The 24,076-nt window shown below is 67.7% G+C and carries 16 protein-coding genes; 10 read left to right on the top strand and 6 right to left on the bottom strand.

Features of this window, described 5'->3' with window-relative positions; genetic code table 11:
• The first annotated feature begins 9 nt into the window (after positions 1–9).
• Positions 10–2,052: a hypothetical protein gene (locus KUW17_RS05000; RefSeq protein WP_222476456.1), complete on the top strand. Its 2,043-nt coding sequence runs from the start codon at positions 10–12 to the stop codon at positions 2,050–2,052.
• A gap of 146 nt (positions 2,053–2,198) precedes the next feature.
• Here the strand turns inward: KUW17_RS05000 and KUW17_RS05005 are convergent, their stop codons facing one another.
• From KUW17_RS05005 to KUW17_RS05015, 3 genes are all read right to left on the bottom strand, one after another.
• Positions 2,199–3,059: a 2-keto-4-pentenoate hydratase gene (locus KUW17_RS05005; RefSeq protein WP_222476457.1), complete on the bottom strand. Its 861-nt coding sequence runs from the start codon at positions 3,057–3,059 to the stop codon at positions 2,199–2,201.
• Positions 3,060–3,086: 27 nt separating this feature from the next.
• Positions 3,087–5,120: a penicillin-binding protein 1C gene (pbpC, locus tag KUW17_RS05010; RefSeq protein ID WP_222477523.1), complete on the bottom strand. Its 2,034-nt coding sequence runs from the start codon at positions 5,118–5,120 to the stop codon at positions 3,087–3,089.
• 113 nt (positions 5,121–5,233) lie between these two features.
• Positions 5,234–10,681 (bottom strand): alpha-2-macroglobulin family protein, encoded by a 5,448-nt coding sequence (locus tag KUW17_RS05015; protein ID WP_222476458.1) that lies wholly within the window; start codon positions 10,679–10,681, stop codon positions 5,234–5,236.
• Positions 10,682–10,831: 150 nt separating this feature from the next.
• On the opposite strand from KUW17_RS05015, the gene KUW17_RS05020 reads away from it, so the two are divergent.
• Positions 10,832–13,126 carry a response regulator gene (locus KUW17_RS05020; protein WP_222476460.1) on the top strand — a complete coding sequence of 765 codons (2,295 nt, stop codon included), beginning with the start codon at positions 10,832–10,834 and terminating at the stop codon, positions 13,124–13,126.
• A 293-nt stretch (positions 13,127–13,419) separates the two neighbouring features.
• Here the strand turns inward: KUW17_RS05020 and yaaA are convergent, their stop codons facing one another.
• The 3 genes from yaaA to KUW17_RS05035 all read right to left on the bottom strand — a co-directional run bounded on the left by yaaA (position 13,420) and on the right by KUW17_RS05035 (position 16,789).
• Positions 13,420–14,184: a peroxide stress protein YaaA gene (yaaA, locus tag KUW17_RS05025; protein ID WP_222476461.1), complete on the bottom strand. Its 765-nt coding sequence runs from the start codon at positions 14,182–14,184 to the stop codon at positions 13,420–13,422.
• Between the two features lie 42 nt (positions 14,185–14,226).
• Positions 14,227–16,293: a DNA helicase RecQ gene (recQ, locus tag KUW17_RS05030; protein ID WP_261397018.1), complete on the bottom strand. Its 2,067-nt coding sequence runs from the start codon at positions 16,291–16,293 to the stop codon at positions 14,227–14,229.
• 208 nt (positions 16,294–16,501) lie between these two features.
• Positions 16,502–16,789 (bottom strand): YggT family protein, encoded by a 288-nt coding sequence (locus KUW17_RS05035; protein WP_222476462.1) that lies wholly within the window; start codon positions 16,787–16,789, stop codon positions 16,502–16,504.
• 133 nt (positions 16,790–16,922) lie between these two features.
• Between KUW17_RS05035 and KUW17_RS05040 the strand changes: the two genes are divergently transcribed.
• From KUW17_RS05040 to KUW17_RS05075, 8 genes are all read left to right on the top strand, one after another.
• Positions 16,923–17,471 carry an acyl-CoA thioesterase gene (locus KUW17_RS05040; RefSeq protein ID WP_222477532.1) on the top strand — a complete coding sequence of 183 codons (549 nt, stop codon included), beginning with the start codon at positions 16,923–16,925 and terminating at the stop codon, positions 17,469–17,471.
• Between the two features lie 50 nt (positions 17,472–17,521).
• Complete coding sequence (locus tag KUW17_RS05045; RefSeq protein ID WP_222476463.1) at positions 17,522–18,886, top strand: MFS transporter; 1,365 nt, start codon at positions 17,522–17,524, stop codon at positions 18,884–18,886.
• The gene (gene mepA / locus KUW17_RS05050) at positions 18,883–19,752 is read left to right on the top strand and encodes a penicillin-insensitive murein endopeptidase (protein WP_222476466.1); all 870 of its coding nucleotides are present in this window, start codon (positions 18,883–18,885) and stop codon (positions 19,750–19,752) included. The genes KUW17_RS05045 and mepA overlap by 4 nt, the downstream gene beginning before the upstream one ends.
• Complete coding sequence (locus tag KUW17_RS05055) at positions 19,725–20,636, top strand: esterase-like activity of phytase family protein (protein WP_222476469.1); 912 nt, start codon at positions 19,725–19,727, stop codon at positions 20,634–20,636. The genes mepA and KUW17_RS05055 overlap by 28 nt, the downstream gene beginning before the upstream one ends.
• A gap of 190 nt (positions 20,637–20,826) precedes the next feature.
• The gene (locus tag KUW17_RS05060) at positions 20,827–21,462 is read left to right on the top strand and encodes a queuosine precursor transporter (RefSeq protein WP_222476473.1); all 636 of its coding nucleotides are present in this window, start codon (positions 20,827–20,829) and stop codon (positions 21,460–21,462) included.
• 264 nt (positions 21,463–21,726) lie between these two features.
• Positions 21,727–22,146, top strand: a complete 420-nt coding sequence (gene arfB / locus KUW17_RS05065) for an alternative ribosome rescue aminoacyl-tRNA hydrolase ArfB (RefSeq protein WP_222476475.1) — start codon at positions 21,727–21,729, stop codon at positions 22,144–22,146.
• 64 nt (positions 22,147–22,210) lie between these two features.
• Entirely contained in the window at positions 22,211–22,957 is a 747-nt protein-coding gene (locus tag KUW17_RS05070) for an SDR family oxidoreductase (protein ID WP_222476476.1), read from the top strand.
• A gap of 86 nt (positions 22,958–23,043) precedes the next feature.
• Positions 23,044–24,066: a P1 family peptidase gene (locus tag KUW17_RS05075; protein WP_222476477.1), complete on the top strand. Its 1,023-nt coding sequence runs from the start codon at positions 23,044–23,046 to the stop codon at positions 24,064–24,066.
• The last annotated feature ends 10 nt before the right edge of the window (positions 24,067–24,076 follow it).

Raw genomic sequence — 24,076 nt, forward strand, 5'->3', positions numbered from 1 at the left:
GAGCGCGCGATGACACAGACGATCCTGTTCGACCCGCTGGTGCCCTGGCCCGTGATCTGGGCCGCGGGGGCGGTGACCCTGGCCGCCTTGCTGTTGGGGCTGTGGAAGGGGCTGTCCGGCTGGGCCTTGCGTGCCTTGGCGGCGCTGGTGCTGCTGGCCGCTTTGTCAGGCCCGGTGCATCAGAGCGAGGACCGCGCGGCCCTTAGTGACATCGTGATCGTGGCGGAGGACCAGACCGCCAGCCAGCAGCTGCGGGACCGCCCGGAGCAGATGGCCCGCGCCCGCACCCAATTGAAGGCCGCGCTGGCGGGCCGCCCCGGCACCGATGTGCGCTGGATCACCGTGCCGGATGGCGAGGGCGACGAGGGCACGCGGCTGATGGCGGCCGTCGCGCAGGCGCTGGCGGATGAGCCGCGGGCGCGGGTGGCGGGGATCATTGCCCTGAGTGACGGCCAGGTGCATGACGCCGATCAGCCGGTCAGCCTGCCCGCGCCGATGCATCTGCTGCTGACCGGCCGCGAGGACGACTGGGACCGCCGCCTGATCGTGAAAAACGCCCCCGGCTTTGCCATCATCGGCGAACCGGTCAGGCTGACGCTGAGGATCGAGGATCAGGGCGCGGTGCCGGTGCAGGACGGGTTTGCCGATCTGGACATCTCCGTGGGGGGCGAGGCGCCGCAGCGCTTTGCCCTGCCGGTGGGCGTCGATTTCGAGCTGCCGGTCGTGCTGCAGCACGGCGGCCGCAACGTGATCCAGTTCAGCGTGCCGGAAGAGCCGGGCGAACTGACCGCGCGCAACAACCAGGCGCTGGTGCAGATCAACGGGGTGCGCGACCGGCTGCGGGTGCTGCTGGTGTCGGGCGAGCCGCATGCGGGCGGGCGCACCTGGCGCAACCTGTTGAAATCCGACAGCGCAGTGGATCTGGTGCATTTCACCATCCTACGGCCGCCGGAGAAGCAGGACGGAGTGCCGGTGGAGGAACTATCTCTGATCGCCTTCCCCACCCGCGAGCTGTTCCTGGAGAAGATCGAGGACTTCGACCTGATCATCTTTGACCGCTACAAGCGGCGCGGCATCCTGCCAGCGGTCTACCTGGACAACGTGGCCAATTACGCGATGGGCGGCGGTGCGGTGCTGGTGGCGGCCGGCCCTGATTTTGCAAGTGCCGACAGCATCTACCGCTCGCCTCTGTCGCTGATCCTGCCCGCAGAACCCTCGGCGCGGGTGCTGGAGGAGGCCTACCGCCCCGCGGTGACGGATCTGGGCAGGCAGCACCCGGTGACTTCGGGCCTGGAGGGGGCTGCGGACTGGGGCCGCTGGCTGCGCCAGATCGAGCTGCGCGCACCGGAGGGCCATGTGCTGATGAGCGGCGCAGGCGAACGCCCGCTCCTGGTGCTGAACCGGGTGGGCGAGGGCCGGGTGGCGCTGCTGGCCTCTGACCACGCCTGGCTGTGGAGCCGCGGGTACGAGGGCGGCGGCCCGCAGCTGGAACTGCTGCGCCGTCTTGCGCACTGGATGATGAAGGAGCCGGAACTGGAGGAGGAGGCGCTGTGGGCCGAGGCCTCGGGCCAGCGGATGCGCATCTTGCGCCGCACGCTGGCGGAACAGGCGGGGCCGGTGACGGTGACCAACCCCGACGGCTCGACAGCTGAGCTGGAGCTGCGCCAGACCGCGCCGGGGCAGTGGGAAACCCGCTATGAGGGGCCGGAGCCGGGGCTGTACCGGCTGGAGGAAGGCGAAGAGAGCACGGTGGTCGGGCTTGGCCCTGCAGCGCCGAAGGAGTTCGAGGAAACCATTGCCACCGGGTCTGTGCTGGCGTCGGCGCTGGAGCCACTGCGCGGCGGCGTCTTGCGGCTGGCGGACGGGATGCCGTCCTTGCGCAGCGTGCGGCCCGGGCGCCCGGCGGCGGGGCGCGGCTGGATCGGCCTGACCCCGCGGGAGGCCTATGAGACGCTGTCGGTCAGCCAAGGCCCGCTGCTGCCCGGCTGGCTGGCTCTGGTGCTGGCGTCCTTCTTCCTCGTCGCGGGATGGCTGCGCGAGGGGCGGCGGTAGGCGGCTCCCGCAACCGGGGCGCTCCCGCCTTTCGCAGGTTTCTTGCGAAAACCCGCGAGCATTGGGTCAGGCGCCGCGCCAAGGGCGCGGCGCGGGTCGCTGCGGGCTTTGCCCGAAGCGAAACACCTTATCCAGCGGTCTGCGGATTACTCCTTGAACTGCACCCGCACCACCGGGTTGCCCGGCAGCCCGTCATAAGTGACGCTGACCCCGCCCTTTCCCGCGCGCGGCGGGAACAGCGGGCCGAAAGAGCCGACGGAAATCAAATCCCCTGCCTTGAACTCCACCCCTTTGGAGCGCAGCCACAGGGCGGCATTGACCGGGTTGCCCAGCACCGCCCGGCCCGGTGCCTGCACCAGTACGCCGCCCGCCGCGTCGCGCATCGTGACGGACATCTCCTCCAGCATACGGGCCATCGCTGCCGGGTCCTCCACCGCCACCGGCGCACCCAGGATGCCCAGCCGGGTGCCGACGCCCATCGCGGTGATGGTTTCCGCAGTGAAGGGCTGGCCCTTGGCAAGCGTCAGGTCCGGCAGTTCGATGAAGGGGCGAACGGCGGAGATATGGGCCAGCGCCTCCTCAGGTGTGGTAGCGGTGTTGATCGCTTCATCCGCGACCACCAGCACAAGGTCGGCCTCCACCATCGGGATCGCCCCCCATGGGGCGTCGAGCGCGGCGCCGTCCTCCAGCATCATGTTCCGGAACAGCAGGCCCTGCACCGGCTCTGTGGCGCCGAAACGGTCCTGCGCGGGTTTGCTGGTGAGGCCGGCCTTGTAGCCGATCACCGGACCCATATGCGGCTCCAGCGCGGCGGCGAGTTTGGCCTGGGAGCAGAGCGCATCCTGCATACTGCCGCCGGGTGACAGCGCCTGCGCCGGGGTCTTGGCAGTGAAGCTTTCGACGAAGACGGTGATTTCACCGTCTGTCGCGCAGGCAGGCCAGGCGGCGGGGGCGGCCAAGGACACGGACAGGGTAATGGTGCAGGCGGCAAGGAGAGGTTTCAGCATGAAGGGGCCTCAGGGAAATTTGCGGGATCAATCAATCCGCAGGTTAACCCGGTCCGAGCGGCCGGCGCCATCGACAATCACCAGCGAGGAGAAGCCGGGGCCGGGGCTGGGCAGGGAGAACTCGCGCCTGCGCTGGCCGGAGATCACCGGCTGGCCGTTTGCCAGCACCAGAAACGGCGCGGTGCCGCCGCGGAGTTTCAGAGTGAGGTCAGCACCCTCCAGCATCAGCCGGGCGCCTTCAGGCGGGAAGATCAGCTCCGGTGCGTCTGCGGGGTCCGAGAAGGCCGCATCGCGCGGGCGGAAGCGCTGCAAGGGCGGCGGCAGTTCGGCGGAGCTGACGATCAGCGTGGCGGGCGGCGGCGGCGGCAAGGGATCAACTGCGGGTTTCAGGCGGCCGAAGGCCTCAAACAGCACCGGCGCGGCGAGGTCGCCGCCGAAGATGCCCGGCACCGGCGTGCCGTCGGCGCGGCCCATCCAGACGCCGATCACATGGCGGCCGTCCCAGCCGATCGCCCAGGCATCGCGGTGGCCGTATGACGTGCCTGTCTTGTAGGCGATCGTTCCTGCCCGCGCGCCTGCGGGCACCGGCAGCCCGCGCAGAATGTCGGCGGCCTGCCAGGCGGCCTCCGGCGAGGTCAGGCGGCCCGCGGGCTGCGGCGCTTCGCCCTGTATCACCCGCAGCTTCGGCCCCTGCCCGCCTACCGCCAGCCCGGCATAAAGCTGCACCATATCCTGCAGGCTGATGCCAAGCCCGCCCAGCGACAGCGCCAGCCCCGGGGCACCGCCGGGCAGTTCCGGGCGGGCGCCGCTGGCGCGCAAAGACGCCATCACGCGGGCCGGGCCAAGCTCTTGCGTCAGTTTCACGACGGGGATGTTGAGGGAAAGCTGCAGCGCCTCGCGCACGGTGATGTCGCCGCGGAATGCGCCGTCGAAGTTCTGCGGCGCGTAGCCTGCGAAATTGACCGGGCCGTCGTGGATCAGGGTTTCCGGATGCGCCAGTCCCTGGTCGAAGGCAAGGCCGTAGATCAGCGGTTTCAGGGTGGAACCGGGGGAGCGGATGGCCTGGGTCATGTCGACAAAGCCGCGGCGTGCGGCATCTGAATAACCGGGAGAGCCGGCCATCGCCAGCACTTCGCCGGTCTGGTGGTCAACGGCGATGAGGGCGGCGGAGAGGCGCGGGCTGGTGCGGACGGCCTCTGCCAGCAGGGTCTCCATCCGGGATTGCACCGCGCCGTCAAGGGTCAGGCGCAACTGGCGCTGGCCGGGGTGCCGGGCTGCCACGCGGTCCGCCAGATGCGGCGCTAGGCGCGGGAAGGCGGCCATTTGGTGCGGCAGCGGGGTGCGGCGGGCGGCCTCGGCCTGTTCTGCGCTGAGGATGCCTTGGCGTTCCATGCGCTCCAGCACCCGGTCGCGGGCGCCGCTGGCGGCCTGCGGGAAGCGGTCGGGGCGGCGGCGTTCGGGGCTCTGCGGCAGGGCCACCAGCAGCGCGGCCTCTGCCGGTGTCAGGCGTTTCGGCTCCTTGCCGAACCAGCTGTAGGCGGCCGCCCGGATGCCCTCTGCCGCGCCGCCATAGGGGGCGTGGGTCAGGTAGAGGGTGAGGATCTCGTCCTTGCTGAGGCGGCGTTCCAGCGCCAGCGCCACCCGCATCTGGCGCAGCTTGCCCGCCCAGCGGCCGGTGGTGCCGTCCTCCAAGAGGCGCGCGACCTGCATGGTGAGGGTGGAGCCGCCGGAGACGGCGCGGGTGTTCCACAGCGCCTGGCCCGCGGCGCGCAGAAGGGCTACGGGGTCGACACCGGCATGGGAGCGGAAGCGCTTGTCTTCGTAGCGCAAGAGCATCTGCAGGAAGCGCGGGTCGACGTCGGCGGGCTGGACGGCAAGGCGCCAAAGGCCGTCGCCGACGGGGTAGGCACGCAGCAGCTTGCCATTGCGGTCGAGGACTTCGGTGGAGGTTTCAGTCAGGGTGAGCGGGAGGTCTGTGCGGTCGATCCAAGTGTCGAAAGCGCGATAGGCCGTAAAGACTGCAATAAGCAGAACCGCTAAAGCAGCGGCATACCATTTCAGCCTTTTGCCTGGCCGAAGGCCGGGTAGCGCCCGTCCCGCCCTCCACGGGGCGGGCGCTTCGCTTCCCACCCCGCCGGGCCGGGCGCTGCCCTTAGCGTTGGTTCGCCAGCGTCTCACCTGACTTCCACACGCCCCGTGCCCGTGCGGGCGCGGTAGGCGGGGCGGTACATGTCCTCAACCGAGGCAGCCGGGTGGTGGAACACGCCCGGTGTCACCGCACGAACCACATAGGCCAGCGTCACCGCCGAAGCGTCGCGCACATTCACCGCCGCCAGGAAGCGGTCGCTGCGGAACTCGGCGTGCTCGGCCTCAGCCGGGTTCAGCCAGTCAAGATCGCGCAGATCGCCGGAGCGCAGGAGGTTGGGGTTGTCGATCTCGAACCCCGCGGGCAGCGGGTCGTTGATCATCAGCCGCGCGCCGGTCTTTTCATGCGGCTTCACCCGCAGGACCGCCACAAACCGCGCCCCCGCCTGCACGGACTGCACCTCCAGCACCTTGCCCTCCAGCGTGTAGTAGCTGCGCTCGATGGTGTAGCCAAAGCCGCCCGCGGCGGGCGGGACCTGAGGCACGCCAAGCGTGGTGAGGGTGATTTCCGCGGTTCGGCCGCTGGCAGCGGTCAGAGCGAGTTCCGGGATATCCTGACCGTCTGCGGCCTGAACAAACGGCCCCTGCACGGGCTGGCCGTTGACCAGCAGACCGGAGTCTTCGGGATTTTGCGTCAGTGCGTGGGCGGCCATCAGGGTCCAGGCGGACTCCTGGGTGGAGCGGGTGCCGCTGGCGTTCGAAAGCCTTGCTGACAGGCTTGCGTGGTCCACGGCTTCCGATCCGGCCTCTGCCGCCAGCGCCAGAACGCCGGCGGTGTCACGCAGCCTCGTGCCGAAATCGGCGCGCCAGAGACGGGCCTCGTCTCGAGCCTCAGAGGTGATCATCTGCGCGGCGCGGGCAAACATCCGGTCGGCGCGGCGCTGGTCGCCATAAGCCGCAAGAGCTGCGCCCAATTGAGCGGCGGCGAGGGGGGTGGCAAAAGCCTCGCCCTTCACATCCGCATAGTAGCGCAGGTCGCCCATCTGGGCGGCTCCCTCACGCGCCAGCACCAGGAGGGCATAGGCGATCTCCTCACCGCCCTTGTCGAAGTCGGGGGCATAGTTGATGCGGTTGCGCAGGTTGTCCATCGCCTGGGCAAAGGCCCGCTGCGGCACCGCGTAGCCTTGCGCGCGGGCGCGGCTGAGGAAGTCGCTGGCATAGGCGTCGAGCCAGAACTCGCCGCTGTCCGCGCGCCACATTCCGAAGGCGCCGCTGGGGGCCTGGCGGGTCAGCACCTGGCGGATGGCGGCATTGATGCGCGCGTCCACCGCCGGGCCGTCACCCAGCCCCGCCGCCTGCGCGACGCTGCTGAGGTAGAGGAGCGGCAGCGCCTTGGACGTGACCTGCTCCGTGCAGCCATAGGGGTACTGGTCCAGTTCCGCCAAGAGGCCCGGCACGTCGAATTTCGCCAGCGGGCCGGAGGAGAGGGTGGCGCGGGCGGTGCCGGGGCGGAGGCCTGTGAAGACGTCCTTGCTGAACAGGAAAGTGTCGCCGGCTGCGAGGGTGAAGCGGCGGGTTTCCGAGGTCATCGGATCATTGGCGCGGACCGGCATGCGCAGGGTTTGCCGCAGCTCCTGCCCATCGGGCGTGGTGAGGGTGAGGCCCAGGTCGTGGTCGCCCACGGTTTCCGCCGTGACCGGCAGCTCCAGCACTGCCTTGCCCCGCTCGGCCAGAGTGACGGAGGCTGGCAGGCTGCCCAGTGTCAGGCCGCCTGCAGTGCTGGCGGTCAGCTTCATCTCACCGGCAGGGCCGTCTGCGTGGACGATTTCAATGCGGGCGCGGCTCTCATCGCCCGGCGCCAGGAAGCGCGGCAGGGAGGCGGTGACCACCACCGGGTCGCGCACCAGCATATCGGCCTCTGCCTGGCCCACGGCCTTGCCCGACCACGCGACTGCCATCAGCCGAACGGTGCCGTTGAAGGCGGGGAGCGTCAGGGGGAACTCCGCCTCGCCACTGGCATCAACTTTCAGCGGGCCGGAGAACAGCGCCACAAGGTCCTGAGTCGGGGGTGGCGATTGCATCTTCATGCCGCCGTCTGCGTCGCCGCCGGAACGGATCCGGCCCATCGCGCCGTTGCCGGGGTCGATGAGGCGGCCGTAGACGTCTCGCAGCTCCATCCCAAGGCGGCGCTGGCCGTAGTAATGCGCGCTGGGATCGGGGCTGGTGAAGCCGGTGAGGTTGAGGATGCCGAGGTCGACGGCGGCCACGGTGAGCCAGACCTCCTCGCCCTCAGCCGCACCGTCCACGCGGAGTTTTGCAACTTGGGTGCCGCGCGGGCGGGTGACTTCGGGGACGTCAATCGCGACCTGCAGCAGCAGGTCAGGCTGGGTGACGCTGGCGTGGGCGAGGCCCAGGGCACGCAGCGGGGTGCGGCCACGGTCGCCAGCCACGGGCTGGATCACGGTTGCCGTCACATAGGCGCCGCTGCCCCAGTCCTGCGTCACCTCCAGCGGTATCACGGTTTCGCCTGCGGGCACTTCCACTGCCATGCGGTGGATCAGATGGTTGGAGACCACCGAGACCAGCGCCGTGCCTGCGGCCTGCGGCACGATGCGCAGGCGGGCGGTGTCGCCGGGAGCGTAGCTCTCGCTATCCAGCGACAGGTCCAGCCGGGCGGGCGTCTCGGTGCTGCCTTCGGGCGCATACCAGCCGGCGTAGAAGTCAAAAGCGGCAGAGGCATATTCGCCGTCGAGGCGTTCCACCACCAGCTCATAGCGGCCCCAATCGACGGGCTGGGAGAGCGGCAGCGGGTCGCTGCCCAGCTGCGCCTCGCCGGTGGCAATCCGGGTTCGGCGGGTAATGGGCTCCCAGTTCCAGTTGCCGTAGAGCTGATACCACTGATAGCGGGTTTCGACCCGGTTCAGGGTCCATTTGACCCGCATTGGCATGGGTTGCAGGTCCGGGGTCAGGGCAATCAGTTCGAAACCCGCCTCGCTGCCTTCTGCCGCGACCTCGTCAAACAGCGGCTTGATGCCGAGGACCGGGCCAGCGGGGCGGACGGGCAGCGCCAGGCTGCGCTCCACCGGGCGGGCAGATCCATCCGCGACGCGGGTGGTGAGGGTGGCCAGCAGCGGCTTGCCCTCTGCCGGGGCGGCGGCGGGGAGGCTGACGGTGAAAGTTGCACTCCCGTCAGGGCCGGTTTCCTGGCCGCCGAAATGTTCGGTCTGGGCCGAGGATGCCTCATCGTAGCGGCCAAAGCGGAAGCCGGGCCACTCACTCAGCGTATTGGCGGCGGTGAGGCGGATGCTGCCCTCCACCTTCAGCCCGGCACCCGGTGCGCCGAACAGGTAATCGGCCTGCAGCGCGATCTGCGCCGCGCCGCCGGGCTGGAGGCTGGCGGCATTCGTAACCTCCTGCTCGAAGTCGATGCGCTCGGGCAGGAAATCCTCGACCAGGATCTGGCGGCTGGCGAGCGTCGGGGCCTTGAGGTCGCTCTTGATCTCGATCCGCCAGGTGCCGCGCGGGGCGGCTGGGCCGGTGGCAAGGGCAAAGACATGGCCGCCCTGATGGCCTGCGGCGGAGGTCTGGCGGGTGTATTCCACCCCGTCCGGGCGCAGCAGGATCGCGGTCAGCGGCAGGCCGTCGATGGCCTGCGCCTTGCTGTCACGGGCCAGGGCGGTCACATGCACGGTTTCACCGGCCCGGAAGGCGCCGCGGGTGGTCGCCAGGAACACATCCACCGGCCCCGGTGCGGGGCGGCCCGAAACGCCGCGGTCGGAGAGGTCAAAGGCGGCATCGTTCAGGGGCAGGAAGGTGAAATCGCCCTCCCCTGCCCGCGCGGTGATCAGTGCCGGGGCCGCGCCGCCGGTGCCGCGGGTAAGGCCGGGGGCAAAATGCACATGGCCGCTGGCGTCGCTGGTTGCGCTTGCCAGCACTTCGTTGGCGGCGGAGATCAGGCTGACCTCGGCGCCCTCATGCGGTTTCGCATCCGCCAGTGCCTGCACCTGCACATGGAGGCCATCGCTGCCGGACATGGTGGAAAGGCCGAGGCCGGTCAGCACGAACCACTGGGTGGCGCCGGCATCGTCATAGGGATCAGCGCCCGGCACCCGGGCGGTCAGCGCGTAAAGCCCCGGTTTTTGCCCATTTAGAGCCTGATCCAGCGGCAGTCGGCTGGTCATCACCTGGTTGATGGCGGTGTCCACTTCGGCGCTGCCGGTCCAGATTTCCTCGGCAATATTTTCAGCGAAATGCTCATCCTCCCACTGGGAGAGCGGCTTGGCAAAGTACCCCTCCTGCAGGGTGCGCAGCACGTTGCGGCTGCTGACCCGGCGCAGGCGCAGGTCCAGTTCCGTCAGGTTCACGGTTTCCACCGGCAGCGCCGCCTGGCCGCCTGCGGGCAGCACATAGGCGCGGCCCGGGAAGCGGACCTGCGGGGCGCGGTCGCGGACGTAATGGGTCAGCTCCACGTCCTTATAGAGCTGTTCGCCGCTGGCCGCGGGCAAGCCGCGGCGCAGGGTCAGGCGGTAGCGCTTGCCGTGTTCCACTCCGTCAAGGCACAGTTGGCGGCCCTGGGCAGTGACGGCGAGGCTCGCCTCGGGCAGGCGGACGTAATTTTCGTAATCGGTGCCGGCCTGTTCCAGGTCTTCCGAGAACTCGGCGCAGATGCGCGGCGCGGCGCTGTCGCTTTCAACCGTGCTGGTGAGAACGCGGAAGCCGTATTTGGCAATGGCATCCTCCAGCTGCGCGGCACGGGCGGCATCCGGCGCGATGTCCTGCGCCAGCCGCAACAGCGGCAGCATGGCACGGCCGCGTGCCTGCAGTTCCTGCACCCTGGCGGCGGCTGCCAGCGCCTCGGCCTGCGCGGCTGGGTCCGCGGCCCGCAGATAGCCGTTCAGCGCCGCGGCATAGGCCTGCGACCGGTAGCGACGCTGCTGGCTGCGGCTGCTGCTGTCCTTGGCGGCGCGCAGCAGGTAGCCGGAAAATGAAGTCCAGTCCGCGGCCGCGTCGCTCAGCACCACCGCCTGCGCCATCCAGCGCAGGGCGCCGTGGGAATCACCCTCCCGCAGCCGGGCGCGGGCGGCGGCGCGGGCCTCTGCCGCGTCCGCCGCGGCCAGCGGGTAATCCAGCCCGAGGCTGCGGGCAAAGCCCGAGGCACGCTGCAGATCCTGTTCTGGCAGGAAATCCAGCCGCGCGGCGCGAGAGGCCGCCGCCGCTGCCAGCCCGCCCGCAGCGGGCTGTTTCACCGCCGAGACGGCGCCCGCGTAGGGGCTGGATTGCGCCAGCGCCGATTTCGGGAAGCAGGCGTTTGCCTTTTGGTTGAAGACGAAGCCTGCGCAGTCTGCCTGGGCTGAACAGGCGCGGGCGCAGGAGGCCACGTCGGTATCAAACAGCGGCTGCAGGTCGGAGCCGAAGAAATCGGTATCCGCATAAGACTGGTAGCGGAATCCGGGAACCGCCGGACCTGCCCAGGCTGCAGGGAAAACCGCAAAAAATGCAAAAATATAGAGAAAAGCAGAAGCAAACAGACGCGGCATGGCACCCTCCAATACTGGAGGCAGGCTGGCACGGGCTTAACGTCATAGCAAGATTCCTCAGCGTAACAATAAGGCAGAGCAGCCCTGCTGCCTTTGCGTGCGGAATTAGCCGCGCGCCGTACTTGTTTATGTATTGCGGAGTGCGCAGGGATGAGCCTTGCCGACAAATTAGCGGAAGAAAGGCGCGCCCGCCTGGCCGCCGAACGGCTGCTTGAGCTGAAGCAGGCCGAACTGTCCGCTGCCAACCGCAAACTGGGCCGCCACGCGCTGGCCCTGACCAAGCAGATCGGCCAGACCCAGGCGGAAGTCGCCACGGTCCGCGACGAGAACGCCAAGGTAAAATCCGACCTCAACACCGCCAACGAAAAGATAGAGACAGCCGAACGGCGGCTGTGGCATTCGATCCAGGCCTTTCAGGACGGCTTTGCCTTTTTTGACGCGGCCGGCATCCTGATCGGCGCAAACACCGCATACCTCAATATCTTTGACGGGCTGGAAGAGGTCACCCCCGGGGTCTCCTATAACCGGATCCTGCAGCTGCTGGCCGAGGAAGGGCTGATCAATACCGGCGAACTGGACCCGGAAGCCTGGTGCAGCATGATGAACAGCCGCTGGCAATCGGACGCGCCGGAACCGGTGGTGGTGCAGTTATGGGATGAACGCTATCTGCGGCTGATCGACCAGCGCGGCCACGGCGGCGATATGGTCACGCTGGCGCTCGATATCACCTCCACCGTGCGCTACGAGATCGAACTGCAGGAGGCCCGCGCACGCGCCGAGGCGGCGAACCGCGCCAAGTCCGCCTTCCTCGCCAATATGAGCCATGAAATCCGCACCCCGATGAACGGCGTGGTCGGCATGGCGGAGCTGCTCAACGATACAGAACTGGACGACGAGCAGCGGCTTTATGCAAATACCATCAAGAATTCGGGCGAGGCGCTGCTGGTCATCATCAATGACGTGCTCGACTATTCCAAGATCGAGGCCGACAAGCTGGAACTGCATCCGGAAGTCTTCGACCTGGAGCGCAGCCTGCATGAGGTGGTGATGCTGCTGCAGCCGAGCGCCCGGGACAAGGGGCTGGCGCTGCTGGTCGATTACGATCTGTTCCTGCCGACCCGTTTCACCGGCGATCCGGGCCGCATCCGCCAGGTGCTGACCAACCTGGCGGGCAATGCGGTGAAGTTCACCCGCGAGGGCCATGTCACCCTGCGGGTGACCGGCATCTCCTCACCCGACGACAGGCATTACGCGGTGCATGTCACCATTGAGGACACCGGCATCGGCATCCCGGCCGACAAGGTCGACCACGTGTTCGGCGAGTTCAACCAGGTTGAGGACGACCGCAACCGCAAGTTCGAGGGCACCGGCCTTGGGCTGGCGATTTCCAAGCGGCTGATCGAGATGATGGGCGGCGAGATCTGGGTCGACAGCGAAGAGGGCAAGGGCTCCTGCTTCGGCTTCCGCCTGCCGCTGCCGGCCGAAAGCGCGGCGGAACAGGCGCTGCCGAAACTGCCCGGCGCGCTGCGCCATGTGCTGATTGTGGACGATGTGCCGCTCAACTGCGAAATCCTGCAGAAGCATCTGCTGATGCTGGGGATCCAGGTCACCACCGCCGGCACCGCCGCCGCCGCGCTGGCAGCGATGCAGGACGGCATCAACCTGGTGATCAGCGGCCACAACCTGCCGGGGCTGGACGGGCTGCAGCTGGCCCGGGACCTCAAGTCCGGCGGCTGGGACGCGGTGCCGGTGCTGCTGCTGAACTCCAGCCCGCAGGCCGCCATCGACACGGAGGCCCGCCAGCTGGTGAGCGGCGTGCTGCAAAGCCCGGCGCCGCGCGACGATCTGTTCAGCCAGCTGGCCCGGCTGGGCAGCCTGGCAGAGGCGCCGGCGCAAGCGCTGGCGCCGCCGGCGGCGGCCCCGGCAGCGCAGGAGTCCGCCCCCGGACCGGCAGCGCCGCCGGCGCCCGCGCCGCTGCCGCCGGCCGCCGCGGCAGAGCCCGGAATCCGCAGGATGCGGGTGCTGGCAGCCGAGGACAACAAGACCAACCAGCTGGTGTTCCGCAAGATCGTGAAGGAGCTGAACATCGATCTCAGGTTTGCCGGCAACGGGCTGGAGGCGGTGGAAGCGTTCAAGAACTTCCATCCGGACCTGATTTTCATGGACATCTCGATGCCGATGATGGACGGCAAGGAAGCCACCGCAGAGATCCGCAAGATCGAGGCCGGGGCCGGGGCGGGCGGGCATGTCCCGATCGTGGCCCTGACTGCCCATGCAATGGCCGGCGATTCAGAAGGCATCCTGGCTGCCGGACTGGACCATTACCTGACCAAACCGCTGCGCAAGGCCCTGATCCACGACAAGATCCGCACCTATGCGCCCGCCGGCACCCAGCCGCTGGACGACGACGAGGACCCGGCTCCCGCAGCGGCAGGCGCTTTCTGAGCAGCGGTCTGCCGGCCGGGCTGCCGGAAGGTCCGCACCGGAGGCCCAGCCGGAAACGTGCATCCGATGCGGATTGCGCCGCTGGCGGTGAAAGCGGCCTCTGGCAGCAGGGGCCGCGAGAGTTCCGGATTGTTCCGGCGCTGCTGCCATTGCCCCTGCGGACAGGACCAGCCGAACCCTCCCGCGCCCGCAGGCGCACCGGCTGCGCCGGCACGCCATTCATGCGGGCCCAACCGGGACGGTGCATTCCTTGAATGTGCCGGAACGGGCGGGAGCTGCCCCCTTGCCGCGGCTCAGGCCTTGCGCAGGAAGACGGGCTTGTCCGGCTCCGACATCTGCGGCTGGTAGGCATAGCCGCCGGCATCGAAGTCCTTGAGGCTTTCGCTGTCAGTCAGGCGGTGCTGGATGATATACCGGGCCATCGCGCCGCGGGCGCGTTTGGCATAGAAGCTCACCACCTTGGGCGTGCCGTTCTTGTCTTCCATGAACACCGGGGTGACCACCCGCAGCTTCAGCGCCGCCAGATCCACGGCGCCGAAATATTCCTGGCTGGCGCAGTTCACCAGCACCTCCGCACCCACGGCCTCTCCTTGCGCATTCAGCGCCTCGGAGATCTTGCTCCCCCAGAACTCATAGAGATTCTTGCCGCGCGGGTTTTTCAGGCGCGAGCCCATCTCCAGCCGGTAGGGCTGCATCGCGTCCAGCGGCCGCAGCACGCCGTAAAGCCCCGACAGGATGCGGAAGTGCTCCTGCGCCCAGGCCATTTCCTCCGCATCAAGCGAGGCGGCCTCCAGCCCTTGATACGTGTCGCCGGCAAAGGCCAGCGCCGCCGGGCGGGTGGCGTCAGCTTTCGGGTCGGCGGCAAAGTCCTGGAAGCGGGCGTGGTTCAGTTTGGCCAGATCCTCGCTGATGTGCATCAGCTTCATCAGATCCGCCACCGATTGTTCGCGGGCCACCTCAGCCAGCGCCACCGCATCGTTATGCAGCGCGGGCCAGGTCATTTCCTGATCCCGTTCCGCCCAGTCCAGCTTCTTGGCCGGAGAGGTTACTACCAGCATATCTGCCCCCAAATTTTCCTAGCCCGGTTTCTTGGCGCGACCCTAGCCCGCGCCGCGCAGGACGTCCAGAAACGCCGCCGCGAAACGTTCGGCGCGGCGCTCCCCCAGCAGCCTTGTGATGCCGGCCTCGTCGCCTTCGCGCAGCTGCGCCACCTTTGCCAGCAGCGAGGCCGAGCAGGTCAAGGGCTTCAGGGTGCCGCATTCGCCGCGCGCTAGCTGCGCCTGCACTTCCAAAAGCCCGTCATAAACGGAGCCGGAATTGCGCCCCGCCAGCTTGCGTCTTGCGGGATGCAGCTGTTCCGCCGCACCGGTGATCACGCTCAGGAAATCATCGCCGTAGCGTTCCAGCTTCTTGGCGCCGACGCCGCTGATGCGCGCCATCTGGTCCAGGGTTTCCGGGCGCTGCTCGGCCATCTCGATCAGGGTGCGGTCCGGAAAGATCACATAGGCCGGCACTTTCTGCGCCTCGGCCAGCGCCCGGCGCTTGGCCTTGAGCGCGGAGAGGAGCGGCGCGTCCTCCTCGGAGACCAGCGCCTTGACCGCCGGGCGGCGCTCGGCGGATTTGATGGTGTCACGGCGCAGGTCGATGGACTGCTCGCCGCGCAGGATCGGCAGCGCCGCTTCGGTTAACCGCAGGGCGCCGTGGCGGTCCGGGTCGGGGCGCAGCAGGTCGTGGCCCATCATCTGCCGGAACACCGCCTGCCACTGGCGCTTGCCGAATTCCTTGCCGCAGCCATAGACCGACAGCTCGTCATGGCGCTTGGCACGGATGCGGTCGTTGTCGGCGCCCAAAAGGATGTCGATCAGATGACCGGAGCCGAACCATTCCTCTGTCCGCAGAACTGCCGACAGCGCCTTCCTCACCACGGTGGTGCCGTCGAACACATCGGCGGGCGTGTCGCAGAGGTCGCAATTGCCGCACGGCTCGGCCTCTTCGCCAAAGTAGCCCAGCAGTTTCTGGCGGCGGCAGTGCAGCGCCTCGGCCAGGCCCAAGAGCGCATTGAGCCGGGCGTGGTCGGCGGCGCGGCGTTCAGACGGGGCGAGGCCCTCGTCAATCTGGGCGCGGCGCAGGCGGATGTCGTCGGGGCCGAACAGGGTCAGGGTTTCGGCGGGCGCGCCGTCGCGGCCGGCGCGGCCGATTTCCTGGTAATAGGCTTCGATTGATTTCGGCAGGTCGGCGTGGGCGACCCAGCGGATGTCGGGCTTGTCGATGCCCATTCCGAACGCAACTGTGGCGACCACGATCAGGCCGTCCTCGCGCGCGAAACGGGTTTCGACGATGCGGCGGTCCTCGGCCTCCATGCCGCCGTGGTAGAAACAGGCGGAATGGCCCGCCTCGCGCAGGGCGGCGGAGAGCGCCTCTGTCTTGGCGCGGGTGCCGCAGTAGACGATGCCGGACTGGCCCTTGCGGGCGGCGGCGAAGTCCAGGATCTGGCGGCGCGGGCTGTCCTTGGCGCCGAAGGCGAGGTGGATGTTGGGCCGGTCAAAGCCGCGCAGGAAGCTGCGGGGGGCCTCGCCGTCGAACAGTTTCTGGACGATTTCTTCCCGGGTTTCCTGGTCGGCGGTTGCGGTGAAGGCGGCCAGCGGCACGTCCAGGGCGCGGCGCAGTTCGCCGATGCGCAGGTAGTCCGGGCGGAAGTCATGACCCCATTGGCTGACGCAATGGGCCTCGTCCACCGCGATCAGGCTGACGCCGATGCGGCGCAGCATGCCCATGGCGGCGCCGGAAGCCAACCGTTCGGGAGCCATGTAGAGGAGCTTGAGCCGCCCGGCCTCGATCGCCTGCCAGACCTGTTCTGTCTCTTCGTCGGTGTTGCCGGAGGTGAGCGCGCCTGCGTTGACGCCGGCCTCCTGCAACGCGCGGACCTGGTCGCGCATCAGCGCAATAAGCGGGGAGATCACCACGGTGATACCGTCGCGCAGCAGCGCGGGCAGCTGGTAGCACAGCGACTTGCCGCCGCCGGTGGGCATGATCGCCAGCACGTTTTCCCCTGCGGTCACGGCGTCGACGATTTCCTCCTGCCCCGGGCGGAAGGCGTCAAAGCCGAAGATCTCGCGCAGGATCGGGGACGCGCCAGTCAGTTGTGCCGGGGATGCCGGGGCTGTCATGGGGGCGGTGTGCCTTGTTGTGGTGGTCTGCTCTTGCTTGGCAGGCACAATCCCACAGGAGGCATGGGGCGGCAAGGGGGAGAGGGGTTTCAGAAACTATCAATCAGCTCCGCCCGGCCGATAAGCCGGGCAGCGCCCGTCCGCCCTCATGGGCGGGCGCTCCGCTTCCGCTCGCGGACGTGCTCAGCCCTTGCATGGAAAAATCAAGTCAGTAGAACGCCGAGACGTTGTTCACCAGGATGATGCGCAGCGCGTAGACCGCGATCAGCACCACCAGCGGCGCCAGGTCGATGCCGCCCATGTTGGGCATAAACCGGCGCACCGGCGCATAGAGCGGCTCCAATATCCGGTTCAGCCCGTACCAGATCTGCGCCACCAGCTGCTGGTGCAGGTTCAGGACCTGGAAGTTGATCAGCCAGCTCATGATCACATGGGCAATGATGAAGAACCAGACAATGTCCAGGATCAGCATCAGGATTTGGAACAGCGAGACCATCGGTATTTCCCTCTTTCGAACAGCCACACAGGTAAGCAGACGCAATGAAATGCGCAAGGCTTCCGCGAGGTTGCGGTTGACGCGCTGTAAACGGGTGGCATCACAGGCACATGCCATCAAGGAGCGCGCGCCGATGTACCCGATTGTCCGACTGATCAAGGATACCGTTCTGGCCAGCCGGATGGAGCGGCTGCCGATCACCGGCATGCATGTCTCGAGCCACATCTGCTGGCCCTGGGACCTGGACATGTGGATGGAGCTGAACAACGGCCGCACCATGACGCTCTATGACCTGGGCCGCACCATGCTGGCGCAGCGGGTCGGGCTGATCCGCTGCCTGCGGCAGCAGCGCTGGGGGCTGACGGTGGCAGGGTCCTCGGTGCGCTACCGCCGGCGCATCCGCGGTTTCGAGAAATTCGAGATGCGCAGCCGCACCGCGGGCTGGGATGAAAAATTCATCTATGTCGAGCAGTCGATGTGGAAGGCAAACGGCGACTGCGCCAGCCATGTGATGCTGCGCACAGCGGTGACGGACCGGAACGGCATCGTGCCGCCCGCGCAGGTGCTGCAGGCGCTGGGGCAGGACACGGCGCCTTCGCCAGATCTGCCCGGCTGGATCAAGGACTGGTGCGCGGCGGATGGCGGCCGGCCCTGGCCGCCGATGCAGGACGGGCTTGCCTAGGCCCCTGCCCGCCTGCCATACCTGAAGGCAACTATAAAAAGAGGCCGGGTATGCAGCAGGTATCCATGCGCAAGCGCATCTGGGGATGGTGGTTCTTCGACTGGGCCAGCCAGCCCTACCACACCCTGCTGGTCACCTTTGTTTTCAGCCCGTTCTTTGCCGCCGTGGCGGCGGAGCATTTCCTCGGACAGGGTTTGGACGGCGAGGCCGCCAAGGCGCAGGCGCAGACCGTGTGGTCGCTGTGCCTGACCGTGACCGGCCTGATCATCGGCTTTGGCGCGCCCTTCATGGGGGCGCTGGCCGATATCTCCGGGCGGCGGCGGCCCTGGATCATGATGTTTTCGTGCATGTATGTGCTGGGCGCCTGGGGGCTGTGGCACATGGATCCCGCGGGCAGCAACCTGTGGTGGATGCTGATCAGCTTCGGCTTTGGCTTCATCGGCGCGGAGTTCGCGCTGATCTTCGTCAACGCGCAGCTGCCGTCGCTGGCCAGCAAAGAGGACGTCGGCAATGTCTCCGGCTCCGGCTTTGCCTTTGGCTATCTGGGCGGGGTGATTTCGCTGTTCATCATGCTGCTGTTGTTTGTCGAACAGGCCAGCGGCAGGACCCTGATCGGCCTCAGCCCGCTGTTCGGCCTGGATTCGGAGGCGCGCGAAGGCACCCGCGCGGTCGGCCCCTTCACCGCGCTGTGGTTTGCCGTCTTCATGATCCCCTATTTCCTGTGGGTGCGGGAAGGCCGCGCCACCGGCCAGCGCGGCACGCTGGGCCAGGCGGTGGCGCTGGTGGTGCAATCGGTCAAGAACCTGCGCAACCGGGTGAGCCTCGCCAGCTACCTCGGCTCCTCCATGCTGTACCGCGATGCGCTGAACGGGCTTTACGGCTTTGGCGGGGTTTACGCCAAGCTGGTGCTGGGCTGGCAGATCACCCTTATTGGCGTCTTTGGTATCGTGGCGGCACTGGCGGCCACGATCTTCTGCTGGATCGGCGGCAAGGCAGACCGCGAATACGGGCCAAAACCGGTGATCATCACCTCCATCCTGGTGCTGAGCTTTGTCTGCCTGACCATCGTCAGCATGTCGCGCGAACAGATATTCGGCATCGCCTTGCCGGAAGGCTCCAAGCTGCCGGATGCGGTGTTCTTTGGCTGCGGCGTGCTGATCGGCGGCTTTGGCGGCATCCTGCAATCCGCCAGCCGCAGCCTGATGGTGCGCCACACCGACCCGGCCAAGGCGACCGAGAGTTTCGGCCTTTACGGCCTTTCGGGGCGCGCCACCGCGTTTCTGGCACCGATGCTGATCGGCGTTGCTACAACTGTCACCGGCAGCGCCCGGCTGGGGATCACCCCGGTCATCGGCCTGTTTCTGATCGGATTGGTACTGTTATTCTGGGTTCAAGGAGAAGGAGATCAGGGTTGAGACTGTTAATTGCCATCTGTCTGGCGGTTGCGGGATTAAGTGTTCCGGCAAGCGCGCAGACCCCCGCGAAGGCGCTGTTCGGGGCCAAGCCCAGCGCCTCGCAGCAGAAACCCGCGCCGTTCGGCTCCTACGCCAAGGGCTGCGTCGCCGGGGCAGAGCAGCTGCCGGAAACCGGCCCCACCTGGCAGGCGATGCGGCTGAGCCGCAACCGCAACTGGGGCCACCCGGCGGCGATCGATTTCGTCAAGGACCTGAGCCGCGAGGCCGCGAAACAGCGCGGCTGGAAGGGGCTTTATATCGGAGACATCAGCCAGCCGCGCGGCGGGCCGATGCTGTCGGGCCACCGCAGCCACCAGATCGGGCTGGACATCGACATCTGGATGCGGCCGCCGGACCGGCTGAACCTCAGCCGCAGCGCCCGCGAGAACATCTCCTCGATCTCCATGCGCCGGGCCAATGGCGCCTATGTCAACGGCAGCTGGACGCGGGCGCATCACGAGATCCTCAAGGCGGCCGCGCAGGACAAGCGGGTGGCGCGGATCTTCGTCTTTCCCGGTGCCAAGGTGCAGATGTGCAATGACGAGAAAGGCGACCGCCGCTGGCTGCGCAAGATCCGGCCCTGGTGGGGGCACCATTACCACTTCCATGTGCGGCTCAACTGCCCGCGCGGCGCCCGCGGCTGCGTCGATCAGGCGGCCCCGCCCAAGGGCGACGGCTGCGCCGATGCCCGGCAATGGGTGCACAACATTCTGAACCCGCCGCCGCCGAAACCGGTTGACCCGAACGCCCCGAAGCCTAAACCGAGACGGGACTACACCCTTTCGGACCTGCCCAATCAATGCGCTGCCGTTCTGCGATCAAACTGACCCTGGCTGTTGCCGCCGCTGCCGGAATTGCGGCGGCGGCCATCGCGGCCAACCGCCCCGTTGCGGCGGCAAGCACGGCGCAGTTCCTGGGCAGCTACACCTGGAAGCTGAAGCAGCCCTGGTTCGGCGGCTTTTCCGCGCTGAAGATCAGCGGGGGCGGCACCGAGATGACGGTGCTGAGCGACCGCGCCACGCTGGTGACAACCGATATCGAACGCCGCCAAGGCCGGATTTCCGGCATTGCCGCGCGCGCCGCCCACGGGCTGCGCTCCTCTACCGGCAGGATCCTGCGCGGTGCTGCCGGCGACAGCGAAGGCCTTGCCATCGGGCCGGACGGCAGCCGTTACATCTCCTTTGAGGGCTCCGCGCGGGTGGCCCGCTACCGTGACGGGCAGGACCGGGCCAAGGTGCTGCCGCGGCCCAAGGCGTTCCGCAAGCTGCCGCTCAACAAGTCGCTGGAGACACTGGCGATCGATTCCCGCGGCCGCCTCTACACCCTGCCGGAACGCGCCTTTGACAAACAGGGACAGATCCCGGTCTGGCGCTGGAACGGCCGCCGCTGGAGCCGGCCCTTCAGCCTGCCGCCGCGCGGCGGTTTCCTGCCGGTGGATGCGGATTTCGGCCCCGACGGGCGGTTCTACCTGCTGGAGCGGGACCTGACCCTGCTGGGCTTCCGCAGCCGACTGCGCCGCTGGGACATCACCGCCGCAGGCCCGATCAACGAGACGCTGCTGCTGCAGACCGGCCCCGGCACCCACGACAACCTCGAAGGCCTGTCGGTCTGGGCCGGCGAAAACGGCCAGTTGCACGCCACCATGATCTCGGACGACAATTTCCTGCCGGTGCAGCGCACCGAGCTGGTGGAATACGCCCTGCCCCGCTGACACCCGCGCCCGCGCCGCGGCAGCGGCGCCCGGCCCAACCGCAAGGGGCATTCCCCCAATGCCCCCGGCGCGGGCGGGAGCCTTTCCCTGCCTGGAAAACTTGCAGGCAGGATCCCAGCGGGATAAAGGGGCCGGTCTTTTGCAGCCGCGGAGATTTTATCCGCGCCCCCGAAACATACGGACCCGACCGATGACCCGCTCGCATATTCCCGGCATTCTTGCCATGGCCGCCGTGGTGGTGGCCTCCAACGTCCTGGTGCAATTCCTGTTCGGCGACTGGCTGACCTGGGGCGCCTTCACCTATCCGGTGGCTTTCCTTGTGACCGACGTGATGAACCGTGTCTATGGCGCGGCGGCGGCGCGCCAGGTGGTGATGGCCGGGTTCATCACCGGGGTGGCCTGTTCATTGATCGGCACCCAGATCACGCTGCAGGGCGACGGTTTCACCTACCCGGCGGTGACCCTGCGCATCGCGCTCGGCTCTGGCCTGGCGTTTCTGACGGCGCAGATGCTGGACGTCGCGGTGTTCTCGGCCCTGCGCGAGGGGAGCTGGTGGCGGGCGCCGCTGGCCTCCACCCTGATCGGTTCCTCGGTCGATACCGCAATCTTCTTCTCTGTCGCCTTTTCCGTCTCGCTTGCCTGGATCGATCCGGCCAATGATGTGTCCTGGGCGGGCGACATGCTGCCCCTGATCGGGCAGGGTCCCGTGGTGCCCTACTGGGTCTCGCTGGCCTTTGCCGATTGGCTGGTGAAACTGTCGCTGGCGCTGCTCGCGCTTGTGCCCTTCCGCATCATAGTGCGTTCGTTAACCAAGAAGGCCACATGATTTTGTTTTGACATTGGCAGAATCTGTGGCAGGCTGAACTTACACGAAACATCAGAAAGGAGGTGCCCATTGTCTAGAGAAGCTATGGAGAGCAGTGCCGGAACAGTTCAGAAGGAGTGCGGCCGAGGCAGCCCTTGGTACGTATAGATCACTGAATTGGTGCTGACCTAACCGGTGCACCTCCTATCATCTCGAAGGGCTGTTCCCCGCGTGTGGAACAGCCCTTTCGATTTTGGAACACCCCCGCCGCGAACAAGCAGAGCCATGATCCGCATCAACGAGAACATCACCCTGCAGGACTGGGAAATGACCGAGAGCTTCATCCGCGCCTCGGGTCCCGGCGGGCAGAATGTGAACAAGGTGGCAACCGCGGTTGAATTGCGGTTCGAGGCCGCCCGCTCGCCTGCGCTGGCGCCTGCGGTCAAGTCGCGGCTGAAGCGGTTGGCAGGCCGCCGCTGGACCAAGGAAGGCGCGATCATCCTGCAATGCGACGAGACCCGCTCGCAGCAGCGGAACCGCGAGATCGTGCGCGAGCGGCTGGCGGAGCTGGTGCGCAAGGCGCTGGTGGCGCCCAAGCGGCGGATCGCCACCAAGCCTACCCGCGGCTCGGTCAAGCGGCGGCTGGAGGCCAAAAAGCAGCGCGGCGAACTGAAAGCGACGCGCGGTAAGATCGACCCGGATTGAACTGGGATTGCACCCGCCATCCTCTCCGCCCATGCTGACGCCAGGCAAATCGGGAGGAGATATCATGCGGCTGGCAGGAAAGACCGCCATCGTGACCGGCGGCGCTTCGGGCTTTGGCGCCGGGATAACCCGCAAGTTCCTGGCGGAAGGCGCCCGGGTGATGATCGCCGACATCAACATCACCGCGGCAGAGGCGATGGCGGCGGAACTGGGCAGCAATGCCATTGCGCAGACCGTGGATGTTTCGGACCGCGCCTCGGTCACTGCGATGGCAGAGGCGGCGCTGGCAGCCTTCGGGCATCTCGACATCCTCGTCAACAATGCAGGCGTCACCCATCTGCCCGCGCCGCTGGAGGAGATCAGCGAGGAGGATTTCGACCGGGTTCTGGGCGTCAACGTCAAATCCGTCTACCTCACCGCACGCGCCCTGGTGCCGCATATGAAGGCCAGGAAGGCGGGCGCGATCCTGAACGTCGCTTCCACCGCCGGCGTGTCGCCGCGCCCCAATCTCAACTGGTACAACGCCTCCAAGGGCTGGATGATCACCGCCACCAAGACGATGGCAGTGGAGCTGGCGCCGCATGGGGTCCGGGTCAATGCGATCAACCCGGTGGCGGGCGAAACGCCGCTCTTGAAATCCTTCATGGGCGAGGACACCCCGGAGATGCGCGCCAAGTTCCTGTCCACCATCCCGATCGGCCGCTTCTCTACGCCGGAGGACATGGGCAATGCCGCCTGTTTCCTGTGCTCGGATGAGGCCAGCATGGTGACCGGCGTCGCGATGGAAGTGGACGGCGGGCGCTGCATCTAGCCTCCCTGTTTTCATCTTTCCGGAAAATGCTCCCGCCGGAGGCAGCGCGCGCCAGCGCGCTTCAATCAGACAAAGGACTTTCCGCCATGCTCCCCGGCCCCAGAAACCTGATCACCGACGTGCCCGGCCTGCTGGTCGGCAACGCCCAGGATGCGGCGCTGAAATCCGGCACCACGGTGCTGACCACGGACGCGCCCTTTACTGCGTCGGTGCATGTGATGGGCGGAGCACCGGGCACCCGGGAGACCGATCTGCTGGCGCCCGACAAATCCGTCACCAGGATCGACGCGCTGGTGCTGTCGGGCGGCTCTGCCTTTGGCTTGGATGCCTGTTCGGGGGTGATGGACGCGCTGCATGCTGCAGACCGGGGCTTTCCGGTTGGTCCGGCGCGGGTGCCGCTGGTGCCGGGCGCGATCCTCTTCGATCTCTTGAACGGCGGGGACAAGGCATGGAAAGAAAATCCCTACCGCGCGTTGGGCCGGGCAGCCTTTGAGGCGGCGGAGGAGGAATTCGAACTTGGCACCGCCGGTGCCGGCACCGGCGCGCTGACCGCGATGCTGAAAGGCGGGCTGGGCTCTGCCTCGCTGGTGCTGGAGAGCGGCGTCACGGTGGGGGCGCTGGTGGCCGCCAATCCGCTCGGCGCCGTCACCACCCCGGGAGAGCGGCATTTCTGGGCCGCGCCGTTTGAGATTGGCGATGAGTTCGGCGGGCTGGGCCCCGATCCCGCAGCGGGACTGGGCCGCAGCATGGACAGCCGCAAGATCGAGGCCATCCAGAAACTGGGCGGCGCCCCGCTGCCGCCGGAGCGTGCCAATACCACTATTGCCATCGTTGCCACCGATGCCGCACTGACCAAGGCGCAATGCCAGCGGCTGGCCGCCGCGGCGCATGACGGCATCGGCCGTGCCATTGTCCCGGCCCACTCCCCCGGCGACGGTGATCTGGTCTTTGCCGCCAGCACCGGCGCGCGAAGGCTGGAGGCACCGGACGCGGAGCTGGGCCTGCTCTGCCATGCCGCGTCCCTGTGTCTCAGCCGCGCCATTGCCCGTGCCGTCTGTCTCGCCCGCCCGGAAACCGGGGACTTGCTGCCCTGCTGGTCCGCGCCTTAAAACGCTGCGG

The organism is Leisingera aquaemixtae, from assembly GCF_019801145.1.
Lineage (GTDB): Bacteria > Pseudomonadota > Alphaproteobacteria > Rhodobacterales > Rhodobacteraceae > Leisingera > Leisingera aquaemixtae_A.

What these genes read in the sequence shown, in the direction of transcription:
- KUW17_RS05000 (WP_222476456.1), top strand. Translation starts at nt 10, where the DNA reads ATGACACAGACGATCCTGTTCGACCCGCTGGTGCCCTGGCCCGTGATC.
- KUW17_RS05005 (WP_222476457.1), bottom strand. Translation starts at nt 3,059, where the DNA reads ATGCTGAAACCTCTCCTTGCCGCCTGCACCATTACCCTGTCCGTGTCC.
- KUW17_RS05015 (WP_222476458.1), bottom strand. Translation starts at nt 10,681, where the DNA reads ATGCCGCGTCTGTTTGCTTCTGCTTTTCTCTATATTTTTGCATTTTTT.
- KUW17_RS05020 (WP_222476460.1), top strand. Translation starts at nt 10,832, where the DNA reads ATGAGCCTTGCCGACAAATTAGCGGAAGAAAGGCGCGCCCGCCTGGCC.
- yaaA (WP_222476461.1), bottom strand. Translation starts at nt 14,184, where the DNA reads ATGCTGGTAGTAACCTCTCCGGCCAAGAAGCTGGACTGGGCGGAACGG.
- recQ (WP_261397018.1), bottom strand. Translation starts at nt 16,293, where the DNA reads ATGACAGCCCCGGCATCCCCGGCACAACTGACTGGCGCGTCCCCGATC.
- KUW17_RS05035 (WP_222476462.1), bottom strand. Translation starts at nt 16,789, where the DNA reads ATGGTCTCGCTGTTCCAAATCCTGATGCTGATCCTGGACATTGTCTGG.
- KUW17_RS05040 (WP_222477532.1), top strand. Translation starts at nt 16,923, where the DNA reads ATGTACCCGATTGTCCGACTGATCAAGGATACCGTTCTGGCCAGCCGG.
- KUW17_RS05045 (WP_222476463.1), top strand. Translation starts at nt 17,522, where the DNA reads ATGCAGCAGGTATCCATGCGCAAGCGCATCTGGGGATGGTGGTTCTTC.
- KUW17_RS05055 (WP_222476469.1), top strand. Translation starts at nt 19,725, where the DNA reads ATGCGCTGCCGTTCTGCGATCAAACTGACCCTGGCTGTTGCCGCCGCT.
- KUW17_RS05060 (WP_222476473.1), top strand. Translation starts at nt 20,827, where the DNA reads ATGACCCGCTCGCATATTCCCGGCATTCTTGCCATGGCCGCCGTGGTG.
- arfB (WP_222476475.1), top strand. Translation starts at nt 21,727, where the DNA reads ATGATCCGCATCAACGAGAACATCACCCTGCAGGACTGGGAAATGACC.
- KUW17_RS05070 (WP_222476476.1), top strand. Translation starts at nt 22,211, where the DNA reads ATGCGGCTGGCAGGAAAGACCGCCATCGTGACCGGCGGCGCTTCGGGC.
- KUW17_RS05075 (WP_222476477.1), top strand. Translation starts at nt 23,044, where the DNA reads ATGCTCCCCGGCCCCAGAAACCTGATCACCGACGTGCCCGGCCTGCTG.